At 38.5% G+C, this 26,089-nt stretch carries 18 protein-coding genes; 16 read left to right on the top strand and 2 right to left on the bottom strand.

Going from position 1 to position 26,089, the window contains the following annotated elements; translation table 11 throughout:
* The first annotated feature begins 33 nt into the window (after positions 1 to 33).
* The 11 genes from H4J62_RS03755 (at position 34) to H4J62_RS03805 (ending at position 14,532) form a co-directional block, all read left to right on the top strand.
* Positions 34 to 3,354 carry an efflux RND transporter permease subunit gene (locus H4J62_RS03755; RefSeq protein WP_182213637.1) on the top strand — a complete coding sequence of 1,107 codons (3,321 nt, stop codon included), beginning with the start codon at positions 34 to 36 and terminating at the stop codon, positions 3,352 to 3,354.
* A 1-nt stretch (position 3,355) separates the two neighbouring features.
* Positions 3,356 to 6,445, top strand: coding sequence for an efflux RND transporter permease subunit (locus H4J62_RS03760; protein WP_182213635.1), 3,090 nt, complete (start codon positions 3,356 to 3,358; stop codon positions 6,443 to 6,445).
* Positions 6,446 to 6,552: 107 nt separating this feature from the next.
* Positions 6,553 to 6,930, top strand: a complete 378-nt coding sequence (locus H4J62_RS03765) for a YacL family protein (protein ID WP_070375813.1) — start codon at positions 6,553 to 6,555, stop codon at positions 6,928 to 6,930.
* A 166-nt stretch (positions 6,931 to 7,096) separates the two neighbouring features.
* Positions 7,097 to 8,224 (top strand): efflux RND transporter periplasmic adaptor subunit, encoded by a 1,128-nt coding sequence (locus H4J62_RS03770; protein WP_182213634.1) that lies wholly within the window; start codon positions 7,097 to 7,099, stop codon positions 8,222 to 8,224.
* Positions 8,225 to 8,257: 33 nt separating this feature from the next.
* Positions 8,258 to 8,965, top strand: coding sequence for an ABC transporter ATP-binding protein (locus H4J62_RS03775; RefSeq protein ID WP_182213632.1), 708 nt, complete (start codon positions 8,258 to 8,260; stop codon positions 8,963 to 8,965).
* Positions 8,962 to 10,122, top strand: coding sequence for an ABC transporter permease (locus H4J62_RS03780; RefSeq protein WP_182213630.1), 1,161 nt, complete (start codon positions 8,962 to 8,964; stop codon positions 10,120 to 10,122). The genes H4J62_RS03775 and H4J62_RS03780 overlap by 4 nt, the downstream gene beginning before the upstream one ends.
* Positions 10,119 to 11,360: an FtsX-like permease family protein gene (locus tag H4J62_RS03785; RefSeq protein ID WP_182213628.1), complete on the top strand. Its 1,242-nt coding sequence runs from the start codon at positions 10,119 to 10,121 to the stop codon at positions 11,358 to 11,360. The genes H4J62_RS03780 and H4J62_RS03785 overlap by 4 nt, the downstream gene beginning before the upstream one ends.
* 191 nt (positions 11,361 to 11,551) lie before the next feature.
* Complete coding sequence (locus H4J62_RS03790; protein WP_182213626.1) at positions 11,552 to 12,112, top strand: hypothetical protein; 561 nt, start codon at positions 11,552 to 11,554, stop codon at positions 12,110 to 12,112.
* 147 nt (positions 12,113 to 12,259) lie between these two features.
* Positions 12,260 to 12,712: a DUF2141 domain-containing protein gene (locus H4J62_RS03795; protein ID WP_182213624.1), complete on the top strand. Its 453-nt coding sequence runs from the start codon at positions 12,260 to 12,262 to the stop codon at positions 12,710 to 12,712.
* Between the two features lie 73 nt (positions 12,713 to 12,785).
* Positions 12,786 to 13,916 carry a sensor histidine kinase gene (locus H4J62_RS03800; protein WP_182213623.1) on the top strand — a complete coding sequence of 377 codons (1,131 nt, stop codon included), beginning with the start codon at positions 12,786 to 12,788 and terminating at the stop codon, positions 13,914 to 13,916.
* On the top strand, positions 13,909 to 14,532 hold the full coding sequence (locus H4J62_RS03805) for a response regulator transcription factor (protein WP_182213621.1): 624 nt from the start codon (positions 13,909 to 13,911) through the stop codon (positions 14,530 to 14,532). The genes H4J62_RS03800 and H4J62_RS03805 overlap by 8 nt, the downstream gene beginning before the upstream one ends.
* Before the next feature lie 27 nt (positions 14,533 to 14,559).
* On the opposite strand, the gene H4J62_RS03810 is transcribed toward H4J62_RS03805, so the two are convergent.
* Positions 14,560 to 15,411 carry an HDOD domain-containing protein gene (locus tag H4J62_RS03810; protein WP_182213620.1) on the bottom strand — a complete coding sequence of 284 codons (852 nt, stop codon included), beginning with the start codon at positions 15,409 to 15,411 and terminating at the stop codon, positions 14,560 to 14,562.
* A gap of 203 nt (positions 15,412 to 15,614) precedes the next feature.
* On the opposite strand from H4J62_RS03810, the gene H4J62_RS03815 reads away from it, so the two are divergent.
* Positions 15,615 to 16,718 (top strand): YCF48-related protein, encoded by a 1,104-nt coding sequence (locus H4J62_RS03815; protein ID WP_182213618.1) that lies wholly within the window; start codon positions 15,615 to 15,617, stop codon positions 16,716 to 16,718.
* Positions 16,719 to 16,950: 232 nt separating this feature from the next.
* Here H4J62_RS03815 and H4J62_RS03820 read toward each other — a convergent pair whose 3' ends face one another.
* Complete coding sequence (locus H4J62_RS03820; protein ID WP_182213617.1) at positions 16,951 to 17,967, bottom strand: LacI family DNA-binding transcriptional regulator; 1,017 nt, start codon at positions 17,965 to 17,967, stop codon at positions 16,951 to 16,953.
* Between the two features lie 219 nt (positions 17,968 to 18,186).
* Here H4J62_RS03820 and pgi point away from each other — a divergent pair, with 219 nt between their 5' ends.
* The 4 genes from pgi to H4J62_RS03840 all read left to right on the top strand — a co-directional run bounded on the left by pgi (position 18,187) and on the right by H4J62_RS03840 (position 26,086).
* A complete protein-coding gene (pgi, locus tag H4J62_RS03825) occupies positions 18,187 to 19,836 on the top strand; it encodes a glucose-6-phosphate isomerase (RefSeq protein WP_182213615.1) in 1,650 nt (549 codons plus the stop codon).
* 416 nt (positions 19,837 to 20,252) lie between these two features.
* On the top strand, positions 20,253 to 22,802 hold the full coding sequence (locus tag H4J62_RS03830) for a TonB-dependent receptor (RefSeq protein ID WP_182213613.1): 2,550 nt from the start codon (positions 20,253 to 20,255) through the stop codon (positions 22,800 to 22,802).
* A 146-nt stretch (positions 22,803 to 22,948) separates the two neighbouring features.
* The gene (locus tag H4J62_RS03835; RefSeq protein WP_070375820.1) at positions 22,949 to 24,520 is read left to right on the top strand and encodes a tryptophan halogenase family protein; all 1,572 of its coding nucleotides are present in this window, start codon (positions 22,949 to 22,951) and stop codon (positions 24,518 to 24,520) included.
* Between the two features lie 12 nt (positions 24,521 to 24,532).
* Positions 24,533 to 26,086 (top strand): tryptophan halogenase family protein, encoded by a 1,554-nt coding sequence (locus H4J62_RS03840; protein ID WP_083278020.1) that lies wholly within the window; start codon positions 24,533 to 24,535, stop codon positions 26,084 to 26,086.
* The last annotated feature ends 3 nt before the right edge of the window (positions 26,087 to 26,089 follow it).

A 26,089-nucleotide genomic window follows, 5' to 3' on the forward strand; every position in this document is an offset into this window, starting at 1 on the left:
ACCTAATCATTAAATCTAAAGGAATTATTATTCATGAGTATTGTTAGTACTGTGGTTAAACGCCCGGTAACAGTAGCGATGTTTACCCTCGCTGTGATGTTATTTGGCATGGTGGGTTTTTCTCGACTCTCTGTTGCCTTGTTGCCCGATCTTTCTTATCCAACGTTAACCGTAAGAACCGATAACGCCGGCGCCGCACCTGCTGAAATAGAACAATTGATCAGTAAACCCATTGAAGAGTCAGTTGGTGTTGTTAAAGGGATACGCAAGGTTCATTCTATCTCAAAAGCTGGACAGTCCGATGTTGTTATTGAGTTTGAATGGGGCGTGGCGATGAACTTTGCGACGCAGAATGTCCGTGAAAAGCTTGACATAATTGCCTTGCCAAAAGATGTTAATAAACCCATTATTTTACGTTTTAACCCCGCACTAGACCCCATTATACGTTTAGGGCTGTCCACTGAAAATAAGCATCCTCGGGCATTAAAAAAGATACGTACTTTTGCTGAGCAAGAAATAAAACGACAGCTGGAAACTATTTCAGGTGTTGCCGCTGTGCAGCTTGGTGGCGGTTTACAGCAAGAAATACAGGTTGTATTTGATCAAGAAAAAGCTGCGCGCCGAGGTATAACAGCACAAAGTATTGTTGCACGTATCCAAAGTGAAAATATTAATATGTCGGCAGGTCGTGTTTACGATGGTCAGCAAGAGTATTTAGTTCGAACAGTGAACCAATTCGTCTCACTCGAGCAACTTGGCAATATGATTGTTAAGCAAGCCGATGGCAAAACTATTTATCTTAAAGACATAGCACAAGTTATTGATGGCGAAAAAGAACGCACCGATATTACTCGTATCAATAATAATGAAGCGATAGAACTGGCCATTTATAAAGAAGGCGATGCTAATACGGTAACCGTAGCAAAAGCGGTAAATAAAAAATTAGCCGAGCTTGAAGAAACTTTACCCGAAGCACTGACTTTTACGGTTATTTATGACCAATCTGAATTTATTGTCAATGCGGTAGACGAAGTGAAAAGTGCGGCTATTATTGGCGGATTACTTGCCATGTTGATTTTATATTTATTCTTGGGTAACTTTTTCAATACGATTATTATTTCACTAGCGATACCTATTTCAATTATCGCGACCTTTAATTTAATGTTTGCTAATGACATTAGTCTTAATATTATGTCGTTAGGGGGCATTGCCTTAGCGGTTGGCTTATTAGTTGATAATGCGATTGTCGTGCTAGAAAATATTGCGCGCTATCGCGAAAAAGGCGCCAGTATTATTGAAGCGGCAATAAAGGGTACCGATGAAGTCTCGGGCGCTGTTATTGCTTCTACACTGACCACTTTAGCGGTGTTTTTTCCTTTAGCTTTTGTGACCGGTTTTGCCGGGCAATTATTCAGTGACCAAGCGATGACGGTGACTTTTGCGTTACTCGCTTCTTTAATCGTGGCGCTAACCTTAATTCCTATGCTGGCATCACGTCAATTTAGCCAAAATAAAGAAATGCCTACAAATGATAATAATGATGACTCATTAGAAAAACAAACCGATAAAGTGCCGCTAACTAGAAGAAAGAAAGTCGTTAATATCGTCGTGCACATTTTGGCCTTTCCGCTTTTATTGGTTTTTAATTACTTACCTTTATTATTAACCAAAACCTTGTTATTGATTACTAATTTAATCACTAAGGTCGTCAGCTTTATTTTTAAACCGGCACATAAAGCTTTTAGTTATTATTTTGAAAAACTAGCGTCAGCCTACAGTCGGTTATTAAAAGTCGCCTTGCAAAATAGAGCTATTTTAGTGGCACTTAGTTTAGTGTTTGCGCTGGCGGTCAGCAGTTTATTACCAAAAATTGCGGTTGAACTTGTTCCTGAAGTGGCAAAGTCGGAATTTACTATCGAGTTAACCTTGCCACAAGGAACGCCCATAGATGTTACTGATCAACGGCTAAAAGACCTTGCTGCGACTATTGCCGAAGATAAACGAGTCAAGCACAGCTATTCGTTAGCAGGTAGCGGTAGCTTAATGATGAGCTCAGCCAGTAAAGGCGGTGAAAACTGGGGACAACTGTTAGTGGCACTTTACAGCAGTGATGATCTTGAATCAGTTAAAGCTGTGGTTCGCGCGAAAGTTGCTCAAATGGCTGATGTCACCGCTGAAATAGCGCAAACAGAAATGTTTACAACAGAGCGTCCTTTGCAAATTATTTTGTCAGGATACGATCTGGTGGCTTTGAAAAAATACAGCGACCAATTAATGCAAACAATGTCGATGGATAATCAGTTTATTGACCTAAACAATAGTTTACGCGCCGGTCAACCTGAGTTAAAAATCAGCTTTGATAATGAGCGCTTAGCAAGTTTAGGGTTAAAAGCGTCTGATATAGCCGATCAGTTAGTCACTAAAATTGCTGGCTCGGTGGCGAGTAAATACAACTTACAAGACCGACAAGTTGATATCCTAGTGCGCGCCGATGAAAACGCGAGAAATTCAGCACAAGCTATTCGTCAATTAACGGTTAACTCGCAGCAGGCCAAATCATTACCACTAGCCGCCGTTGCCGATATTACCGAAAGTATTGGCCCTAATGAAATCAACCGTATTGACCAAAGTCGTGTTGCTATTATTTCGGCATCACTGGCTTATGGCGACTTATCTGCAGCGGCCGCCAAAGCCGAAAATCTAGTGAAAGAACTCTATTTACCTTTTAATATTAAAGCACGAGTCGCAGGGCAAAATGAAGAAATGGAAAGCTCTTTTTCTTCCTTAATGATGGCGTTAGCGTTAGCGGTATTCCTTGTTTATTTAGTGATGGCTTCACAATTTGAGTCGTTATTAAATCCATTTATTATTTTATTCTCTATTCCATTAGCCGTGTTAGGTTCGGTATTAGGCTTATATGTTACTGGGACCAATATCAGCGTTATCGTACTCATAGGTATTATTATGCTAACGGGTATTGTGGTGAATAATGCCATTGTTTTAGTCGATAGAATTAATCAGTTACGTCATCAAGGTGTTGATAAACTTGCTGCTATTATGGAAGCGAGTCGTTCACGTTTTCGCCCGATTATTATGACATCTTTAACCACTATTTTAGGTTTAGCGCCGTTGGCATTTAGCAGTGGAGAAGGCTCTGAATTAAGAGCACCTCTTGCCATTACGGTAATGAGCGGCTTACTGGTTGCAACAATGCTAACGTTACTTTTAATTCCTGTTTTGTATAGCTTGTTTGACCGAAAAACCTATATTGTCGAAAGCGATGAACTTGACAATGATGGTTTTGAAAGCCAGCAAGCTAATAGCGCATCGTCTAATAATGTAGCCGAGGCGTAAGATGACAAATTCAACGTCTAAAAAGAAAACAGCTAAGCAAAGCATTTTTGACTTACCAGTAACTGTTTGGTTAACCGCTTTAGCGATAAGGCGGCCTGTTACCACGGCTATGTTGATGTTGTCGCTTTTTGTTACTGGGCTTGTCGCCAGTAAATTATTGCCACAAGAAAGCTGGCCATCACTGAATATTCCGATGGCTTTTATTAATGTGCCGTATAACGGCGCCACACCTGAAGAAGTTGAACGCTTAATTACCCGGCCGATAGAAGAAGCCGTTTCGACTTTAGGCGGTATTACTGAAATGCAGTCAAGAAGTCGGGCCAACGGTGCTTCTATTCAGGTAATGATGGATCTTAGTAGTGATCTCGATAGTAAAATATTAGAGGTACGAGAAAAAGTCGATATGGTGCGCCATCTTTTACCTGAAGACGTGCAAAACGTAATGGTACAAAAGTTCTCTACTGAAGATCTACCCATCATGAGCTTGGTGTTATCGGGTAATAAAGATCTCTCCACCGCTTATGACTTTATCGATAAAAAACTGAAAAACCCGCTAGAAAGGCTTCAAGGTGTCGGTAAAGTTGAAATGCGTGGCGTTGTTCAACCCCATATAGAAATTCATTTGGACAGTATTAAGCTCGCGATGAATCGTGTTGATCAAGCAAAGTTATTGCAAGATCTACGTGACAGTAATTTTTTAGTGAAGTCAGGCTCTATTCTCAATGGAGGTAGAAAGTTCAGAGTTTCTCCTGACGGTGAATATCACAGTTTAGACGACATTAAAAACTTTCAAGTTAAAGTGGGTGTTCGGTTAAGTGAAGTAGCGACAGTGAGTTTAACCGCTCCTCCTAAGAATAGCGAAATTAGAACAGATAGAAAGAAGTCAGTTGGCTTAGAAGTCTTTAAAGAGTCTGATGCTAATGTTGTCGAGGTGACAAATAACATTGTTGCTTTAATTGAAGTGCTTCGCCAAGAAGATGACTTTAAAGCGATTACCATTGGAATTAAAGATAACAGCGGTGAAGAAATTCAAGAATCATTAGGTGATTTGTTAAAGGCGGGCGCCTTAGGTATTGTCTTGTCTTTTATTGTTTTATTTATATTTTTGCGCAATAGCCACATTACTTTTATTGTTGTTGCTTCTGTGCCTATTTCGTTAAGTTTTGCCTTAGCTGGCATGTATTTTATGGGCTACACCTTAAACATGCTCTCACTGGCGGGGCTTTTTATTGCCGTTGGTTTACTGATTGATAACTCCGTCGTTATTTGTGAGAGTATCCTTCAACAACAAGATAAAGCCTTAACCTCAATAGACAAAATTCTTCATGGTGTTGATAATGTCAGTATTGCTATTATCAGTGGCACACTCACCACCACCATTGTATTTATGCCTTTGCTGATGGGTGAAAAAAACTTTATTACCATCTTAGTTGAGCAAATAGCCGTGGCGATTTGTTTACCTTTATTGGCATCATTAATTATTTCAAAAACCGCCATTCCATTAATGCTTAGTCGTGTTAACAAAAAGGCCTTGTCGTCAGTTGTTACCCAAGGAAAATTAGATCGCTGGTATCGTCCTAATTTAACAAGAATACTGACTCACCCTAAAACAACCGGGGTTTTCATTTTATTACTTTGCATTAGTGGTGTGTTAACCAAGCAAATGGTCAATATTAATGGCGAAAAGGGTAAAACTGTCAAAGAAATCAATATTGTCTATCATATCCAAGGGCAACAAAAGTTAGCTGATGTCAGTAAATTAGTCGATGAGATGGAGCAGTACTTATACGATAATCAACAAGCCTTCGAGTTTACACAAGTCAATAGCCGGATTTGGTCAGATTTTGCCATGTCTCGCATAAAACTTAACGATGGTTATTCAAAAACACTTTATGATTTAAAAGCAGAGATTAAAAAAGGTTTCCCCGATACGGCCATTGCAGAACCATCATTTGACTGGTCAGAACAAAAAGAAAATTTGGTCAAACTTACTTTAAACGGCAGCTCAACCAAGCGTTTAATACAATTGAGCGAATCTGTGATCAGTCAGTTGAGTAATGTTGAAGGTTTTGCTGAAGTTGGCATCGATAACGAAGATAAAAACATGGAGTTAGTACTGCGTATCGACCGAGAAAAAGTGTCACGTTTAGGTTTAAACACCCAAGATATCGCTAGTCGTATTTCGAGTGCACTGCGTGGGACTAACTTGCGTTCGTTTCGTGATGCTAAGCTAGGTGAAGTTGATATTCGCTTGGTCTATCACGCTGAACAGGCTGTGCCGCTCGAACGTATTAAAGAGTTACCTATTTATGAGAGTAACGGCAGAGTTATTACTTTACAGCAACTCGTTGTTTTTGACACGCAACCGATAATGCAACAAATTACGCGCTCAAACAGAAGAACCACCTTAGGAATTTCTATTAATTTAGCTGACTTAAGCCGTGTTGAAGCCTCGATGAAAATTAAAGAAGTGATGGAGAATATTGTTTTTCCTTCGGGTTATGATTGGAACTTAGGACGCCAATTTGCGCAAGACGAAAAAGCAGCGAAAGACATGATGATGAACATGATGCTTGCTTTAGCGCTTATTTTTATTGTTATGGCAGCGCTGTTTGAATCACTATTAATGCCAATCGCTATCTTGTCTTCGATTGGTTTAGCTTTTATTGGTGTTTACTGGACCTTTGCTATTTTAGGCATGGGGTTGGGTGAAACAGGCCTGATCGGTATGTTGATTTTAATGGGTATAGTGGTGAATAACGGTATTGTCCTCATCGATCAAATCAACAAGTTAAAAGTAGACGCTGAGAATATAATGACGCCGATTATCGACGCTTGTGTTAGCCGTATTCGGCCAATATTTATGACAGTTGCAACAACTATTATTGGTATGGTGCCGTTAGCATTAGCATCAAGTGATAGCCAAGCTTACCCGATGGCGGTTGCCATTATTGGAGGTTTGTTGTTTTCAACCTTTACCAGTTTGTTTTTGGTACCGTTTTGTTATTTGATGCTGGTTAAATTGGGCGAACGGTCAAGCAAGCGTTTTTCTATCGCCAAAGCCTTTGCCGATAAAAAAATTCCATTATAGTTTATCACTCGTATCGTTTCATCGAGGGGGATAAGAGTAAATGTTAACTCCCCCTTGTGCGATAAATATTCTATAATAAAGATATCAAAAAATTTCCGAGTTATCCCATGGAATACGAATTTATAAACGACCCTACTACTCGCTATGCAAAAGCAAAGTTCTCTTTTGAACATGAAGTTTTTGGCCCTTGGCTTGAAGTTGAAGTAGGTAACGATCCACAAAAATTAACCGCGTTGTTAACGCTCATCGATAAAGCCGAGCACGCAAGTGCACAAGAGCAGGAAATTGTTGGCAGTGAGTACACGGTTAGAATCATTGAAAAAGATGTTTCGATTGCCGCTAACGCGAGCTTAAATGGTATTGAAGCTTTACCTGAAGCACTCAGTGCTGATGATATAGACTTTGACGATCAAGAGTCAGCAAGTTGTGGGCTAGAAGACTTTCGCGAATTATTATTGTCTTGGGCAAGATTCACCACACGTTAACTCACTCGGTTAACCTCAAGTTATTCATTCATTATTGATAGATGAATAACGTTTTCATCCTATTTACGCTTTTATTATTTATAGCTTTTCTGATAACAATGACTTTTGGCACTGTTGTCTGACGCCACTTTTTTTTATTCTTTTACAAACTTTGTAGGAGAATAAAATGCCGATAACACGTAAAACCCCTTTCGAACTTTCTGAGCTGACTATTGATAGATCTCCGCAAACTAAAGCTGCGGGACTATCAGGTAACTATACTAGTATCTTGATTGTTACGTTACTCAGCACAAGTTTATATTTTGTCGGTCAGACACTGTTTTTTCCAACAAGTGCTGCTGAAATTATTAATCACCTTGAAACTGATAACAAACGAGTAAATGAGTCAGTTAACGTCGATATTAAACAACATTTCCCTACCACCCATGATGTAAATACAGCAGAACCCATAAATAACAGCGTACTTGATGCGAGCGGCCATGTGGTTGCGAGGCGCATAGCCACAGTATCTTCTCGTGTAACGGGTAAGCTAAACCGCTTAAATATTGAGGAAGGACAAACGGTAAGTAAATCAGAAATACTCGCCGAACTTGATGATAAGCAAGCATCGATTTCATACCAACTTGCTTTAACGGAATTATCGGCAAAGCAAGCGGGTTTTGACGAGTTCACTTTACTTTTCAAACAGCAAAATCAGCGATTTAAGCGTGATCAGACGCTGGCCAGCAAAAAGCTGATCAGTGAGCAATTACTTGAAGACAGTGCCTTTAAAAATGCACAACTCGCCATCCAAATACGTCATAAAAAAGCCATGGTTGACTCCGCAAAGCAACGAGTTGAATTGGCGCAGTATCAGTTAAATCAGCATAAAATTCGCGCGCCATTTGATGGTGTCGTGATCAGTAAAAATGCCCAAGTGGGTGAGCTTATTTCAGCGGGATCTTCTGGTGGTGGTTTTATTCGTACCGGTGTCGGCACTATTGTTGATATGAGCTCGTTAGAAATTGAAGTTGAAGTAGGTGAGAGCTATATCAATCGCGTTTATCCTGGACAAAAAGTATTCGCTAGATTAGATGCATATCCGCAGTGGAGTATTAGCAGTGAAGTCGTTGCTGTTATACCTACCGCAGATCGTCAAAAAGCGAGCATTAAAGTCAGGGTGAAATTGTTAACAGCAGATCCTCGGATTTTACCTGATATGGGGGTGAAGGTTAGCTTTATGAAAAACGATCAACGCTCGTTAGATGTTTTCCCTAGTAGCTCAAATAACCACGTAGATATAGCCGCACTTTAATGAAAGCCTCTCTGCAGATTTTAGGAAAAAATGATGAAAAATAGCTATAACATTACATTAAAAAATATTAACAAAAGTTACCAGAAAGGTAAAAACACGGTAGTCGTTCACCACGATTTTAACTTAACGATTAAATCAGGTGAGTTTGTCGCATTAATGGGACCATCAGGTTTAGGAAAAAGCACCTTATTGCATTTAATGGGCGGCCTTGATCAACCGACATCAGGTGAAGTGATTATTGGTACACAGCGTATTGATCATTTAAAGCAATCGGCATTAACCCAATGGCGCGCTGAAAACATTGGCTTTGTTTTTCAGTCACATCATTTATTACCGGTGTTAAGCGCGCAGGGTAATGTTGAACTGCCACTCGCGTTAACCTCGTTAAATAAAAAGCAACGACAAGAGCATGCTAGTTATGCGCTAGAGCTCGTTGGCATGAGTGAGCGTGCTAGTCATTTCCCCAAAGAGTTATCTGGTGGGCAAGAGCAGCGAGTTGCTATTGCACGCGCTATTGTCAGTGACCCACATATATTATTATGTGATGAGCCAACGGGAAATTTAGACCGAAAAACAGCCAATGAAATTCTGGCATTACTTGACCAACTTAATCGCGATTTTGGTAAAACCATTGTTATGGTTACACATGATAAAAAAGCAGCTGACTACGCAAGTAGAGTGATTAATTTAGAGTCTTATATTGGCGAAGAGCATAACTGTCATATGAGGGAAAGCAGATGAACCTACTGATATTAGTTTGGCGGAACAGCTTTCGTAAAAAAGTACGTTTTTGGTTAACCTGTACTTCTGTCATGGTGGCTTTTTTCTTATTGACGACCTTGTCTGGAGTGGATCAGGCGCTTACGGCTAATGTAAGCAGTAGTAATCAATACCGTTTAATGACCAGTCATAAAATATCAATGACACAATCTCTCCCCATTAACACTCAACAAAAGATTGCGGCATTACCGGGCGTAAAACAAGTGAGTTATGCATCTTGGTTTGGTGGGTACTTTCAAAATGAAAAAAATCAACTACCCGTAACTGCGGTTGACCACCATCATTATTTCAATTTATTTGATGAATATATAATCCCTAGTGAGCAACTAGCGCAATGGAAAAAAACGCGCACAGGTATTGTTATTGGTCAGGGACTTGCTGATAAATATGGTTGGAAAATCGGTGATACCGTGCCATTAAGCTCTTCTATTTGGATGAATAAAAGTGGTTCATTTAATTGGTCGTTTACCGTTTCTGCCATTTACCAAACAGCTCAGCATTCATCTGCTGATAATAAAGTGTTTTTCCAACATGCTTATTTTGATAAAGGCCGTGCTTATGCTAATAATTCTTTGGGGTGGTTATCGACTGAAATAACTGAAAATGTCAACGTAGATGACGTTATTGTTGCTATCGATTTATTGTTCTCACATACCAACAATCCAACCCGTACCACGACTGAACAGGTTTTTATTAAAGAACAAGCACAACAGTTTGTTGATATGGCTATGGTCATTAACCTTGTGGTTATTGCGGTATTCTCTACTTTATTACTGATTGTTTGCAATACCATGATCCAAACTATTCGTGAGCGTAATAATGAAAGCGCAATGATGAAAGCTTTAGGGTTTTCAGCGACACGTTTAATTCAAGGTGTTTACCTAGAGGCTTTGTTATTAATTGGCTTAGGCGCTTTGGCGGGCAGCATTCTTGCCTCTTTATCTCTAGCATTGGTCGGCCAGAGTTTTAATGATTTTTTACCGGGTATATCGATTGCGCCAAGTCATTATATAACCGTATTTGCCTGGGTAAATACTGCTGCCGCTTTTTGCACTGTATTTCCGGCGGTAGCGATTAAACAACTTGTTATCAGCAAAACGTTAGGAGACAAGGCATGAATATTTCATTAAAGGCGCAGCATTCATGGTTTATCAATATAAAACAAGCACAAGCGTTAACGGTTATTAATTTTAAAAGTTTCCCGCAGCGTATTATTGCTTCTATGGTGAGTATATTAAGCATTGCTTGTGTTGCTGGCGTTATTTTAAGTGTTCTGGCAATGACTGAGGGAATGATGAAAACACTGGAACGTACTGGTTTAGATAATACCGTATTAGTGATGCGCGCGGGAGCCTCTTCAGAATTGCAAAGTGTGATGTTTCCAGTAGAAGTTAATATTTTAGCGAATAATCAAAAAATTATTAAAGATGAACAAGGGCTGGCGCAAGTATCGGCTGAAATGTTTGTTAATGCTGAAGTGACTTATATTTCTAATCTAGATACCGTAGATCAAGAAATAGAAACGAAAAGTTTAGCGTTGCGAGGTATCAGCAAATCGACTCAACAATTTCGCCCTAATTTTCGTTTAGTCAAAGGTGAAATGTTCGCTACGGGTGTGCGTCAGCTAATTGTTGGTCAGGCAATAACGCGTAGAATGCCAGAGTTAATTGTTGGCAAAGTTATCACCTTAGGTGGAGCAGCGTGGACAGTCAGCGGGATTTTTTCTGATGGTAATAGTGTTTTTGAATCAGAATTGTGGGCTGATATTGGCATGGTACAGAGTGATTATCGTCGAGGAAATACGCTACAGTCTATCCGCTTAGCATTAAAAGATATTAGCGATTTACCACAATTAGAAAAAGAGTGGCAGGACGACCCTAGGTTAAACATTCGAGTGTTAACAGAAAAACAATTCTTTGCTGATCAAGCCAGTAACTTAACACGCTTAATTCGTTGGTTAGGTTTTCCTATTGCTATTATTATGGCGTTAGGCGCAATAGTGGCTGCACTTAATACCATGTATGCCGCCATAGCAAGTCGCTCTAAGGAAATAGCTACGCATAAAGCGATAGGTTTTAGTCCTTTTGCAATTTCAATGTCGATTCTTTGTGAAGCCTTGCTCATTGCTTTTGTTGGTGGGGTGTTAGGCATACTACCTTTATATTTTGTCTTTGATGGCTGGACGGCTGCCACGCAAAATGCCAGTAATTTGAGTCAAATGATGTTCAATTTTGATATTACGGTTTTGTTGATGATTAAAACAATGTCGTTAGCGTTATTGATTGGTTTATCAGGCGGGATATTACCAGCAATAAAGGCGATGCGTTTACCTGTTACCGAAGCTTTACGTGACTAATCCCCCCTTAGGCACACATTAGTGGTGTTGATGATTAATGTGCTTTGTATCGGTGCTGATACCTTCTTCTTCGGCCAAAAGTCATTTTTTTTATAAGCAAATCATGACTTTTGGCACCTTTTTTTTAGCTTTTGAAACGTTATTATTTAAAATAAGTAAATAGTTAATCACTCAACGACAAGGCAGCCCGTATGTTAAATAAACTCAGTGCTTTATTACAATTTCTCCCGCTTTCACTTTTTTCAATGATTGGTTTTTGGCAAACCGAAACATCCAATGAAAGCTGGTTATTGGCTTTTAAAATAGCTGCATTGGTGGGAATTTGTCAGTTAGTGTTAATCAGTAAACTTAAAATAGTGATGAGCCGTTTAATACTATCAGCGAATATTTATTTGATTTTAGGTGGTTTAGCGGCATTTTTTCAACAATGGTGGTATTTATCGTTTTATAGCATGTTGCAAGAGTCGGCCATTTTTATTGTGATGATTGTTGTTGGTATTACCACCATGCTCTTTTCAAATCATGGTTTTGTTGGGATCAATAAAACACAGATTAAAGAAACTAAAGATCGGATAAACATTAATAAAAAATCAGCTTACTTATTTATCGCCGTACTGATATCGCTCGTTCTATCTTGGTTGTTTAAAGGTAATATCGCACTCTCTGTTATCGCACCTATTGTGATTCTCGCACTCTTTCAACGTTACCTTGTTCATCTTCATAACCAACAATATTCTTATAATGTCCTTTAACCTTTAGGTGCCAGAAGTCATGTTTTACTGCTGTGAAAATGATGACTTTTGGCACCTGTTTAACAAAAGCTTTAGCTTTACACTGATCATGAATTAATAAACAAATTTACTTATCCTCTTTCAATTTATATAAATAAAGGAATCATTATGATTTTTAAAAAATTAATCTCTTTGTCAGTAACCAGTTTAGCGCTTTCTGTAATAAGTGCATTATCGATGATTTTATTATTAAGCCAGCATGCCGTTGCCGCTGACTTAACGGTCAATATCAGTGATATTGAGCAAGGGAAAGGCCACCTTTTAATCGCTTTATATGCCTCAGAAGAAGATTATAAGACAGATAAAGCTAGTTTTTATGCAAAAGTTAAAGCTCAAAATGGCAAGGAAATCGCTATTTTTGAAAATGTACCTGATGGCGACTATGCGATAAAAATGTATCAAGACGAAAACGACAATAACAAAATGGATTTTAATATGATGGGGATCCCAAAAGAAGGCTATGGCTTTAGTAATAATGTCGGCATGTTTGGTGCGCCGAAATATAAAGAAGCTAAATTTATGGTGAAAGAAAACACAGCAATTACGATTGATTTGTTTTAAAATCATATGATTATGAAGTTTTAAATGTGCATGTTAACGGTTTAGACTGCACATTTTATCTAGGTATTTATTTATGTTGAAGTCACCATTACCAGAGCACTTACGCAAAGACTGGCTACTACATTTTTCTGGCTTTATTACTTGGTCAGTTATTTGCTATTTGTCTTTAGTCAATCTTGATTTTGGTCAGACGTTTGTATTGAAATTGTTGGCATTTATTATTTTTTATCTTTCATTTGCATGGATTATTTTTTCTGATAAAAGGGCAGAGTCGAAGATAAATAAACGACTACTGGTGGTTGAAGTAGTTACGGTATTATTGTTAATTTCATCAGATACTTATAATGTTGCCGCTATTTTGTTAGTGTTGATTGCGACGCAGTTACCATCAATGTTTACCCGAAAAAAAGCATTGTTGTTGATGTTTTTTATTACAGTCGCTCATTTTACTATTGTTTATGATGGCAGTTTTATTTCTGGATTTTTTCAGGTCATTATCTATTTTATGCTACAAGTTTTTGGTTTCTCTGCCATAGAAACAATCTTGCGTGAAGCAAAAGCTAAAGAAGAGTTAGCGGCTATTAATCAAGAGTTGTTAGCAACACGATTTATGCTGAAAGCTTCATCGAAAAAGCAAGAAAGATTACGAATATCTCGAGACTTACATGATGCTATTGGTCATCAGCTAACGGCGTTGTCTTTGAATTTAGAGGTCGCTAAACATAAAGTTTCCGAAGAATTTAAACCCTTACTGCAAGAAAACTTACAACTGGCTAAAACACTGCTAAGCAACGTTCGACAAGTGGTAAAAGAAATGCGTGAAGAAGAACAAATAGATCTTGTTTCGTCGCTTGAAAACCTCATTAATCAATTGCCTAATTGTCAGTTAACTGTGAAATCATCCATTGATATTAATTCACTGCAACTAAAGCAACAGCTGATGTTTTGTTTACAAGAAGGTGTGAGTAATGCGCTTCGACATGGCAAAGCGAACCTATTTACTTTAGCCTGTGAAAAAATGGGCAGTAGCTTAGTCATTAACTTGTCTGACAATGGCACGGTTACCAACAAGAATAACGAAAACTTTGGCAGTGGTTTAGCTGGCATGAATGAACGATTGATTGATTTTTCTGGCAAGGTAGATCTTATTGTAAATGACAGTGGTTTCACCTTAAAAATACAAGTAGAGGATTGTTATGATTAATGTTGCGCTTGTTGATGACCAACAGTTAGTTCGACAGGGAATTGCAGGGCTACTTTCGTTAAGTGACGATATAAGTATTATTTGGCAGGCCGAAAACGGCGAACACGCTCAACAAATGTTGGCCAGTGAACCAACGCCTGATGTGTTGTTACTCGACATTAGAATGCCAAAAGTGAATGGTATTGAGTTAGTTAAAATTCTAAGAAGCCAAGGCAGTACCTTGCCTATTTTAATGTTAACAACTTTTGATGATAGCGAACTGTTTATGCAAAGCTTACAAGCAGGTGCTAATGGTTTTTTACTTAAAGATGTTTCCTTAGATAAACTCGTTAATGGCGTTAAAACACTGGCCAATGGTGGTTTTGTGGCTGAGCCCGTGGTGATGAAACAATTAAATAAAGGCTTGAATGAATCTAAAGTTATTGAAGCCTTGTCTGAAAAAGAACAACAGATTTTAAAGTTGGTGGCGGGTGGTTTCTCTAATAAAGAAATTGCTAGTAGTATTTTTCTTGCTGAGGGCACAATTAAAAATCATGTATCAACAATATTATCAAAACTTAATACCCGAGACAGAACACGGGCGGTATTGATTGCACTTAACCAAGGGCTTATTTGACAAACTTATTTAAGGTAGCTTCAAGGGTTAATCAGCTTTTACATCGAATGACTCGCTGTCTTCAAGATAATCTTGATAGTTGTCTTCATCAATGTCGAGTAAGGTGAAAATCATTTCTTGTACATAAGGCCAGTCAGCAGAGTCTCGACAGTGCTTATGATTGTGTACTAGGTTTTCTGCCAGTTTTAATATTGCATAGTAAACTTCTTGACCACGTGGATTATTCATTTTGAGAAAATCACGGTCGTGATGTATTAAAATTAATTCGCAAATATCTTTAGGTAATCGCCAAGAAGAGGCAACGTAATAGCCAATGGTTGCGTGGTTTACACCATAAGCCTGGTCTTCAGTGATGGGGAGTGTTTTATCTGGGGTGCTGTAAGCAAGTTGGTAAGTATCGCTGTAGTCACTATACTTCATTGCCATAATCGGAATGCCGCAATCATGAAATAAACCAAGAGAAAAGAGCTTATCTTTTGAGGTTTTTTCTTTAATCGTTTTGCCAATATGAACACAAGTGTTGGCAATATGTGTGGCACTGTCCCAAAACTCTTCTAAAGCGATACTACAATCTTGTTGGTCAAAACTACGTTTAATCAAGGTGTTGGTTACTAATGAGTTTATTCCCTGCAAACCGATATAACGTACTGATTTGTGAATGTCAGATATTGAGCGCGACAATCCATAAAGGGGCGAGTTAATGGTTTTCAGAATAATTGAAGCGACACCGACATCTTGTGAAATAATATCGGCTAACGCATTTACGTCTGGCTCGTCTTCGGCCATTATTTTTTGTAGTTTAATTAATAAACTTGGCTGAGCCGGAATAGAAAATCCACGGCGTATATCAGCGAGTACTTTATCATCAACTTCTAGCATAAGAATTTACTGTTTTATTAATCAATTAAGTATTATGACGGCTATTTTTATTATTCTACTATCGCTGAAGTTGGCGGTATTTACAACTTAATGACTGACAATTTTGTTGCTTTGCCTCTTTGTCAGTGTTTGATGTTTATCACTTGTTAAATATTTGAAAATATTGAATAGTAGCGCTATGTTCACTTAAAATAATAATTATCATGCTATCAATTCTTTCAATATTACCAGAAGTTAAAGTAAGCACTCGCTTAATTCGTATCTTAAAATCTCTTAGTATCACGACTGTCTTTTACTCGGTAATTGCCAGTAGCACTACTATCGTTGATTTGCCGTCTTGGCAACATACGGTGCTGCCAGGTTCACCTTCTTTGCGCGGAAGTGCTGTTATCGATAATTCATTGTGGGTTAGTGGTAGTAATAAGACTGTTTTTGTTAGTCAAGATGGAGGTAAAACTTGGTTGGATAAATCAGTAGATAGCCCTATAAAAACAGGTTTTCGTGATATTGCCTTATTCGATAAGCATACCGCTATTGTTATGGGGGTTGGCAGTGGAGAACAATCTGTACTTTACAAAACCATTGATGGTGGCGATAGCTGGCAGTTACTTTATCAAAATGAAGATAAAGATGGCTTTTTTGACTCCATCGCTTTTTGGGATGGTGATAATGGTTTGTTGATGGGAGATCCTGTCGATGGCTTTTATGTTATAAAAAAAACCAGTGATGGTGGCAAAACGTGGCGCCGTATCGAGCAGAGTAATATCCCGAAATTTGTTGAAAAAGAAGCCGCTTTTGCGGCCAGTGGTAATACCTTAATTGTTGGTGACAAAGGTAAAGCTTGGCTTACTACGGGTGGATTTTCAGCATCAGTTTATAGCAGCGTCGATTTTGGTGAAACATGGCAACGTGATCGTGTGCCACTGTACTCTAAAACACAAACCGCCGGTGGTTATGGTTTAGCATTAAATGCCAAGCAACAACTTTTTGTTGTTGGCGGAGACTATGAACAGCGTCCTGCAAGTTACCCTAATATGGCAACTTTTACCGATAACCAATGGCAGTCAGTCAATGCTGGGCAATATGGCTTGCGCTCAGCAATGAGTTGTCAGGGAAATATTTGTCTTGCTACAGGAAAAACCAGTAGTGATATTTCGCTTAACGCAGGAAAAACGTGGCAAGTACTAGCAAACCCACAAGGTAAAAAAGACGATAAAGGCTTCTATACCCTTGCGAGCGATAAGATGATGTTTTTGGCGGCAGGCGCGGAGGGTAAAGTTGGCGTTTATTCATTTAGACAAAAGTAATATTTCATACTTGCTTATCAACATAGGCTGCAAGTGATAATCAAACTAAACTTTATCGTTAAAGCGTTACGCTAGTCGATAAAGTTTAGTGTTTTCTGACAATTAACTCTGTTTAGCGGTTGAATCACGGACAATCAACCTTGGTGTGTAATGATGAACACTGTCCGTTGAAAGGCCGGTTTGTTGTGGGTTATATATTGCGCTAAGATTTAACTCAATGAGCAATTATCAATTAGCTATGTTTACCGGTTGAATCACGGACAATCAATCTTGGTGTGTAATGATGAACACTATTTTGAGGGGTTTGTTTACGCGATTTTGCAATCAATAAGTTGGCTGCATCTTCAGCGATTTTTTGGTTCGGCTGATTTGCTGTCGTTAAACGTGGCCATGTTTGGCGAGAGAAGGGCGAGTTTTCAAAACCAGCAATAGAAAGTTGATCAGGTATTGATATCCCCATTAACCGAGCGGCAAACAAAGCACCCGCCGCAATTTCATCGTTACATGAGAAAATAGCAGTTGGGCGAATATCTTCAGACATTAATTGCTTTGCGCCAAGTACGCCAGATTCAAAAGAATACTCGCCATTAATAATTAACCGCTCATCAAGTGCAATGCCATTGTCAGACAAGGCTTGTTTATAACCTCTTAAACGTTCAACAGTTGACATATGTGCTGCTTCACCGGCAATAAAACCAATGTGTTTGTGGCCTAAATCAATGAGGTGTTGAGTAATACTTACCGAAGCCGCATGGTCATTTACCATAATGCAGGGGGCTAATTCATCGGGTGCTACATCGCCAGACATTATCCGAACAACATCAACATTTAGGTCGATAATTTTTTGGACAAATTCAGGCATTTCAGAAAAAGGTGGAGTGAGCACTAAACCAGCGACTCGTGTCTTTCTAACCATGTCGGCAATTTCATCAAGTACATGTACTGATTTTGCTTGGCAAGGATGAATAAGTAATTCAAAACCTTGTTGTTTACAAGCCGCTAAAATACCATTTTGCATATCAATGACATAATATGCGTTAGGGTTATCATAGATAAAAGCAATGCTGTATGCCTTAGTACCCGCTAAGTTTCGTGCCGCTAAGTTGGGCTGATAATGTAAATCATTTACGGCTTCCATGACTTTATCTCGAGTCAATTGTCGTACAGATGATTCATTGTTCATTACTCTTGAAACGGTTTTTATCGAAACACCCGCTTGTTTGGCAACATCGTTTATTGTAGCTTTCATCGGTTAAAACAGCCTTGTGTATTATTCTTGTTATGTAACCCTACTGCAGCGCAACAGAATATTGTTTCTTTGGCACGGCGGCAACTACTTATTTTAAAATAACTCAAACCTTTATACTAATCTATAGAAATAAAGGATAAAAATTCAAATTGACAGCGCTGTCATTATCAAATATGGTACAACATTGAAGGGTTAAATTAATGCACTATAGGAATATTTATGTCAAGTCGTCAAACACTCAGTAGTTGGAAAAAGCTGACTCAGCTTGCTCAACAGAAACAATCTCAGCACATGAATGATCTGTTTGCTCAAGACAGTGAACGCTTTGACAAGTTTTCTATAGAGTTACCTAGATTACTGTTAGATTATTCAAAGAACCTCATTGATACTGAAACAATGGATACACTGTTCAATCTGGCTAGTGAATGTAAAGTCGTTGAATGGCGCGAAAAAATGTTTATTGGTGCAAAAATCAATAAAACAGAAGACCGTGCTGTTCTTCACACAGCTTTACGCCGTAAAAGCAAAGAGCCTCTCATTGTTGATGGTGAGAATGTCACCACCAGCGTTCAAGTACAGTTACAGAAAATGGAAGCTTTTGTTAATCATGTTCGTGAAGGTAAGTGGTTAGGTTATTCAGGAAAGCGTATTACTGATGTGGTTAATATTGGTGTTGGTGGTTCCAACCTTGGTCCACAGATGGTCACCGAGGCGTTAAAACACTACAGTGATAAAAGCATTAATGTTCATTATGTTTCTAATGTAGATGGCGCGCAAATCGTAGAAATACTTCGTCCGCTTGACCCAGAAAGAGTGCTATTTATTGTTTCCAGTAAAACCTTTACCACGACCGAAACTATGACAAATGCTAAAACAGCAATAAGGTGGCTTACCGCATCGTCGTTTGATGATAATGCGGTCGGTAAACACTTTGTTGCAGTAACAGCGAATAAAGAAAATGCCATGGGGTTTGGCATTAAAGAAGAAAACATCTTCGGGATGTGGGATTGGGTCGGAGGGCGCTTCTCATTATGGTCAGCAATCGGTTTAGCAATAGCGTTAGATCTGGGCTTTGATAAATTTATAGAATTGCTTGATGGCGCTAATGAAATGGACGAACACTTTCAAAGTGCACCACTAGAAAAAAATATGCCGGCAATAATGGCTTTACTCAGCGTTTGGAATACCACTTTTCTAGGAGCTAGATCTCAAGCGATCCTTCCTTACGATCAAACCTTACATATGCTCTCTGCTTATTTACAACAAGCTGAAATGGAGAGTAATGGTAAATCTGTTTCGTGGAATGGCGATGAAGTTGACTATGCCACCGTACCTTCTATATGGGGTGAACTGGGTATTAATGGTCAACATGCCTTTTATCAGTACCTGCATCAAAGTAATAATGTTGTACCAGCTGATTTTATTGGTTCGGTTGCCAGTGTTACGCCGGTGTCTGGTCATCACGAAACGTTAATGTCGAACTTTTTTGCACAGACACAAGCATTAATGACCGGCGTCAATGAAAAGCAAGTTCGTGCTGATTTAAAAGCAAAAGGACGGACAGCTGATTACATCGATAAGGTGGCTCCTCATAAAGTGCACAAAGGGAATCGTCCAACCAACACTATTCTTTTAAAACGTATAGATCCTAAGACGTTAGGCAACTTAATTGCACTCTATGAACATAAAATATTTGTGCAGGGTATTGTGCTGCAAATATGCTCTTTTGACCAATGGGGCGTTGAATTAGGTAAGGGCTTAGCAGAAAGTATTCATAAAGAGCTCCAAAGCGGTAATGTTTCGCCGAGTCATGATTGCTCTACGCTTAACTTGATGAACTATTATAATAAAGCTTTAATTTTACTTTAAAACGCTGATAAATTGTCAGCGTTTCTATTTTTGAAACAATGAAAATTAATAAAATTACCTTTTTAGACTTCATTAATGACATTAAATTATAGTATTCACTAAAGTAATTCTTTATTCATTAAACGTTACTTTAAATGAATAAAGCAGTGCTAAAAACGTATAATAATTGCTTGTGTGTACGAAAATAATACAGGGTGTTTACAAAAAAACTAAAATAAAACTCTATTGTTTACAGTTCGTTGCATTAAAGGTGCTGATTAAATCGTAATCAAGTGTAGCCAGATGGTCATTTATTGTGTAATGTTTTACCCGACCTATGACAACGCTGTCATGAATTAAAAAGACAGCGCTGTCTTTGGTAGGGTTATAAAAACATAACTATTATATTTAAAAAAAACGTGTGTAAGGGAAAGTCGATGTCAATTCAAAAATTTAAAAAAGGCATGTTAGCGAGTTCAATCGCTCTAGTGCTAGCGGGCGGTGCTACACCATTCGCAATGGCTGCTGAAGAAGTTAAAGCTGCCGAGCAAGAAACTGAAGTAATTGAAGTTCGCGGTATTCGTGGTTCTTTGAAACAAGCATTAAATCAAAAGAGATTTTCTAACGCGGTTGTTGATTCAATTTCTGCAGAAGATATTGGTAAATTTCCCGATAGAAACATTGCAGAGTCACTACAAAGAATACCTGGCGTAACGATTGCCAGAAGTTTTGCTGGTGAAGGTGGTGATGTTTCTATCCGCGGTACTAACTCAGAATTAACCCAAATCAGTATGAATGGTAACTATGTTGCTTCAACAGGATGGTTTTCACAAGCAGCAGCAAAGCGTTCTTTTGATATGGATTTATTACCACCAGAACTTGTCGCTGGTGTTGATGTTTATAAATCGCCAACAGCAAGCCTTGATGAAGGTGGTGTTGGTGGTACTGTCGTTGTGCGCACTCGTAAGCCTTTAGAACTAGACTCTAACACCTTGTTTTTATCTGCTGAATACCAAGATAACAGCCTTTCTGACGAAAATGGTCAAGGCTTAACGGGCATGTATAGCTGGAAAAACGATCAAGAAAACTTTGGTGTTTTAGCGAGTTTATCTACGCTAGAAACTGTTGGGCGTGCGCACAAAGCAGAAAACTATATGGATGATGGTTGGGCGGGTGCAGGTATTTCAGAATTCGCGCAAACTCGTGAACGTGATGCGGTTGATCTAACTGTTCAGTATTCACCCTCTGAAGATTTATCAATGAATGTGCATTACTTTCAAGTTGATCTTGATTCTGCTAACAGTAACCAAAACTATTTAATTATTGCGGGTACAGATCCAACCGGCTTTAATGACCAAGTTACTGGAGCGACTAAATTCTCTCCGACTAATGGTTTTGCGCTAAATGGTAACTATTCTGGTGCACCACTTGATGATCAGAATACCCGTAATGCTGAAATGGATACCGAAGTCATCGCATTTGAAGTTGATTATACGGCTGATACCTATTCAATCAATGCCAAAGTTGGTTCTACTGAAGCAACAGGTGGTGACGGTGGTAACTACAATGCTGGTTGGGTTTCAAGTAACAGTAATACCTCTATTGATTTCGATATGAGCGGCGATAATGCGATGTTGCTTTCTCCTAATGGTACAGATCCAAGTAACCATTCTGAATACATTTTAAGTAGTGGTGCTGTTACTGCTGGCTATCGTAAAGACGAAGAGACTTTCGCACAGTTTGATGTTGATTTTAACGTTGAGTGGGGCCCAATTTCTAACTTTAAAACCGGTGTTAAGTTACGAGATCATCAATTTACAAGTTACTCAGATGCATGGACGTTTGATGATAGCTTGACTACAGGTATCACTAAAGCCACATTTGCGGATGGTCATTTTAATCACTCTGGTGCAGGGTTACTTTCGGGTACTCCAACAAACATTGCGCGTGCAGATGGTGCACAATTAAGAGCGCATTATGATGCTCACAAAACGGGTTCATCATTAAACACAAACAGTTACGGTGTTATTAAAGAAGATATTTTTGCTTTATACGGACAAGCTGATTTTAGTGGCGATAATTATCGCGGTAATTTCGGTTTACGCTATGTGGCTACTGATACCTCTGCTGATTATTACGGTTATGTAGATACCGCTACAATCGTTACAGAAGACAGTGATTACTCAGATTGGTTACCTAGTTTTAACTTAGCACTAAATCTTCATGAAGATGTCATATTACGTTTGTCTGCTGCTAAAGTAATGAGTCGTCCTAATTATTCGTTCTTAAATCCAGCGGCTAGCGTTAACGAGACTACTCGAAGCATTGCTCGTGGTAGTATTGCGCTTGACCCATATCGTGCCAACCAATATGACATTGGTTTAGAATGGTACTTTAACGAAGAATCTTTATTATCAGCAACCTTGTTCTCTAAAGATATTCGTTCTTTTATTATTAACGGTGCTAACGAGTCTACTGTTGATGTCAATGGGGTAGATTATATTCTACGTGAACCCGGTCAAGGTTTAGGTGGTGAACTTCAAGGTATAGAAGGTCAATACCAACAGCAAATGGGTGAGTTTGGCTGGTCAGCTAACATTACTTATACTGAAGGCTTTGGTTTACAGAATTTAGGCGCTGATGGCGGGGGTATTGTTGAAAGACCATTACCAGGGATGTCTAAACTTAGTTATAACTTAAGTGCCTACTATGAAACTGACCTTATTTCAGCTCGAGTTGCTTACACCTACCGTGACGAATTTATCGCTCCGTCTACCGGTATCGGTGGTAACACTGCGTGGGATGCCCATGGTTTTTTTGACGCGAATGTTACTTGGCATGCCACTGAAAACTTAGATGTAAGTGTTGAAGGTTCTAACTTATTCGAAGAAACGACTACTCAACGATTTGGTGAGGGTTTCACCGCTATGCGTTTAGCGGCAGATAATGGTCGCAACGTATTCTTAAAAGTATCTTACCGCTTATAACGGGTAATTTGTTTCGATGAGAGGATAGGTTTTACTTCCTTTCATCGTTATTCTAGGCTTAGTATATATTTTTCCTAAATATCTATTGAGCCTCAATTTTATACATGAACTCCTTTCAACCCTTCATTACATGATGAGCTTTCACAATGACTACAGTTAATAATGATATTTTAATTATTGGCGGCGGAACCGCTGGTTGGTTAAGTGCTGCTATTTTGGCTAAAAGCTTAAATTGCAAAGCAGAAAATGGCATAAAGGTCACTGTCGTTGAATCACCAGATATTCCTATTATTGGTGTTGGAGAGGGGACATGGCCTAATTTAAGAGCTACATTACATAAAATAGGCGTGAGTGAAACTGACTTTATTCGTGAGTGTGATGCAACCTTCAAGCAAGGAGCTGAATTTATAAATTGGGCTACAACACCTAAACAGAATGAAAAATCAAGTTATTACCATCCACTTGGCACGGTAAGTCACTCTTCTTATGACTTTAATTTAGCTCCCTATTGGTTGTTAAAAAATAAAACGACTAGATTACCTTATGACCAAGCAGTAGCTTCTCAGGCAAGAATTTGTGACCAAGGTTTAGCGCCTAAGCAAATCGTTATGCCCGAATACAGTGCTGCTCAAGAATACGCATACCATTTAAATGCCAATAAATTTTCTAACTTTTTAAAAAAACATTGTATTGATAATTTAGGGGTGAAATTTGTTAGTGCTAATGTGACGAACATCGTCTTGGATGAAAATGACTTTATCACACATGTTGAAACAGATCATTGTGAAGAAAAGCAAATATCCGCAGATTTTTTTATCGATTGTAGTGGCTCTAAAGGGCTTATTATTAAGCAAACTTATAATATTGAATGGCATGATATTAGCGATGTTCTTTTTAATGATACGGCTTTTGCTGTTCAAGTTCCTTATGCAGATAAAAAGCAACCAATCAAAACACACACCTTATCGACAGCACAAGAAGCTGGATGGATTTGGGATATTGGCCTACAAGAAAGGCGCGGCGTAGGTCATGTTTTTAGTAGCAAATATATTAGTGATGAAAAAGCTAAACAACAGCTCATCGACTATATTGGCGAAGATTATACCGACGATCTGGTTATTCGAAAAATTCCAATAAAGCTCGGCTACCACCAGAAATTTTGGCATAAAAATAGTGTTGCCATTGGCATGTCTGCAGGTTTTGTTGAACCACTAGAAGCCTCCGCTATTTATTTGTTTGATGCGGCAGCTACCATGATTGCAGCGCAATTTCCTCGTGACAAAAAGCAAATGCTTTATGCGGAGCAACAGTTTAATCAAAACTTTAAAATTCGTATGGAACGAACGGTTGAATTTATTAAGTTACATTATTGCATTTCAGCGCGCAGAGATTCGCAATATTGGATTGATAATTGTGAGCCAACCACAATACCAAATAAGTTAAAGCAAAGACTCGAATTCTGGAAAAATCAACCACCGACAAAGTTCGACTTTGACCATGCATGGGAACCCTTTAACTTAGACAGTTATTTGTATGTATTGTATGGCATGCATTATCAAACAGATTTATCAGGCAATCTTTCGGCTTATCCAGATGTTAAAAAAGCTGAAAAATTATTTTCTAATGTTGATCGACAAAGTGAATTATTGAAAAATCAATTACCCAAACAACGCGATCTCATTGAAAAAGTAAAAGAATTTGGATTTAACAAAGTATAAAGGTGTTATTGAATGGATGATGGAATGATTAATCAAGTTGTTATTGTTGGGGGAGGCACTGCTGGCTGGCTAACAGCGGCTAAACTTGCAAAGCATCTTGGCTCGAATAAGTCAGATGCAGTGCAGGTTACTCTTATTGAATCACCTGATATTCCAACCGTGGGCGTCGGTGAAGGTACGTGGCCAACCATGCGAAAAACATTGGCTGATTTAGATATCGAAGAACATGACTTTATTAATTATTGTAATGCCTCTTTTAAGCAGGCAACAAAATTTGTTAATTGGCGAACGCCTGCTAAAAATGGTCAAGACTCTGTTTATTATCACTTGTTTAGTTCTGTTGCCCATGCAGATGAATTTAATCTCAGTCCTTATTGGTCTTTGTCAGATCAGCAAATAGATTACGCTAATTTTGTTAGCCCTCAGGCGCTTATTTGTGAAGGTGGTTTAGCACCAAAAACAATAGCTAATAGAGGTTACGATGGTTTATTAAATTATGCTTATCATTTAGATGCAGGCAAATTTGCTGATTTTTTAAAAAAGATAAGCTGCGAACGTTTCGGTGTTAAGCATTTAGCGGCAAATGTATTATCCGCAAATTTGAATGCTTTAGGTGAAATATCCTCTATTGAGACAAAAGAGTTAGGGCGTATTGAAGGTGATTTTTTCGTAGATTGTACGGGGGGGCGCTGCTTATTGTTAGGTGAAGCTTTAGGGGTCGGGTTTACGCCAATTAATGACGTTTTATTTACCGATAATGCGATAGCGATACAAGTACCTTATCAAAATGAAGAGGATGCTATAAGTAGTTCTACTATTTCAACAGCACATTCTGCGGGTTGGACATGGGACATAGGGTTGTCAAATAGGCGTGGTACTGGCTATGTTTATTGTTCTGATTTTGTCAGTCATGATCAAGCAGAGCAAACATTACGTGATTATATTGGTCCACAAGCAGAACAACTGTCAGCGCGAAGGTTAAAAATCTCATCAGGGTATAGAAACAAATTTTGGGAAAAAAACTGTGTGGCAGTAGGCATGTCTGCCGCTTTTGTTGAGCCCTTAGAGGCTTCAGCTATTTTTCTTATTGAGGCTTCAGCCAATATGCTGTGTGAATTATTTCCTCGTAATAAGCGACAATTACCTGCAGTTGAAAAAACATTTAATGACTCATTTCACTACCGTTGGAAAAGGACGATAGACTTTATTAAGTTACATTATTTTTTATCTCAACGACAAGAAAGTTTTTGGTTAGAAAATAAGTCTCTAAATTCCGTACCAGAAAGTTTATTAGAACAACTCGATAATTGGAAACATCGTCCGGTGAGTAAATATGATTTTCAAAATACCTTTGAACCTTTTATTCAAGACAGCTACCAATATGTTTTGCACGGCATGGGCTACGTACAAGCATTAGAATATAACGCTTCAACGTTTAATGAACATCGTATGCTTGAAAGCATTTTAAAGAAAAATGCTAAATTAAAACAACAGCTACAAAATAATCTGCCAACCAATAGAGACTTACTGAATAAGGTAAGGGCTTTTGGTTTTCAAAAAATATAAAAA

The sequence above is a fragment of the Colwellia sp. BRX8-5 genome (assembly GCF_014077325.1).
GTDB lineage: Bacteria > Pseudomonadota > Gammaproteobacteria > Enterobacterales > Alteromonadaceae > Colwellia_A.

Excerpts from the sequence above, each read along its gene's own strand:
- H4J62_RS03755 (WP_182213637.1), top strand. The coding sequence starts at position 34 with ATGAGTATTGTTAGTACTGTGGTTAAACGCCCGGTAACAGTAGCGATG.
- H4J62_RS03760 (WP_182213635.1), top strand. The coding sequence starts at position 3,356 with ATGACAAATTCAACGTCTAAAAAGAAAACAGCTAAGCAAAGCATTTTT.
- H4J62_RS03765 (WP_070375813.1), top strand. The coding sequence starts at position 6,553 with ATGGAATACGAATTTATAAACGACCCTACTACTCGCTATGCAAAAGCA.
- H4J62_RS03770 (WP_182213634.1), top strand. The coding sequence starts at position 7,097 with ATGCCGATAACACGTAAAACCCCTTTCGAACTTTCTGAGCTGACTATT.
- H4J62_RS03775 (WP_182213632.1), top strand. The coding sequence starts at position 8,258 with ATGAAAAATAGCTATAACATTACATTAAAAAATATTAACAAAAGTTAC.
- H4J62_RS03780 (WP_182213630.1), top strand. The coding sequence starts at position 8,962 with ATGAACCTACTGATATTAGTTTGGCGGAACAGCTTTCGTAAAAAAGTA.
- H4J62_RS03785 (WP_182213628.1), top strand. The coding sequence starts at position 10,119 with ATGAATATTTCATTAAAGGCGCAGCATTCATGGTTTATCAATATAAAA.
- H4J62_RS03790 (WP_182213626.1), top strand. The coding sequence starts at position 11,552 with ATGTTAAATAAACTCAGTGCTTTATTACAATTTCTCCCGCTTTCACTT.
- H4J62_RS03795 (WP_182213624.1), top strand. The coding sequence starts at position 12,260 with ATGATTTTTAAAAAATTAATCTCTTTGTCAGTAACCAGTTTAGCGCTT.
- H4J62_RS03800 (WP_182213623.1), top strand. The coding sequence starts at position 12,786 with ATGTTGAAGTCACCATTACCAGAGCACTTACGCAAAGACTGGCTACTA.
- H4J62_RS03805 (WP_182213621.1), top strand. The coding sequence starts at position 13,909 with ATGATTAATGTTGCGCTTGTTGATGACCAACAGTTAGTTCGACAGGGA.
- H4J62_RS03810 (WP_182213620.1), bottom strand. The coding sequence starts at position 15,411 with ATGCTAGAAGTTGATGATAAAGTACTCGCTGATATACGCCGTGGATTT.
- H4J62_RS03815 (WP_182213618.1), top strand. The coding sequence starts at position 15,615 with ATGCTATCAATTCTTTCAATATTACCAGAAGTTAAAGTAAGCACTCGC.
- H4J62_RS03820 (WP_182213617.1), bottom strand. The coding sequence starts at position 17,967 with ATGAAAGCTACAATAAACGATGTTGCCAAACAAGCGGGTGTTTCGATA.
- pgi (WP_182213615.1), top strand. The coding sequence starts at position 18,187 with ATGTCAAGTCGTCAAACACTCAGTAGTTGGAAAAAGCTGACTCAGCTT.
- H4J62_RS03830 (WP_182213613.1), top strand. The coding sequence starts at position 20,253 with ATGTCAATTCAAAAATTTAAAAAAGGCATGTTAGCGAGTTCAATCGCT.
- H4J62_RS03835 (WP_070375820.1), top strand. The coding sequence starts at position 22,949 with ATGACTACAGTTAATAATGATATTTTAATTATTGGCGGCGGAACCGCT.
- H4J62_RS03840 (WP_083278020.1), top strand. The coding sequence starts at position 24,533 with ATGGATGATGGAATGATTAATCAAGTTGTTATTGTTGGGGGAGGCACT.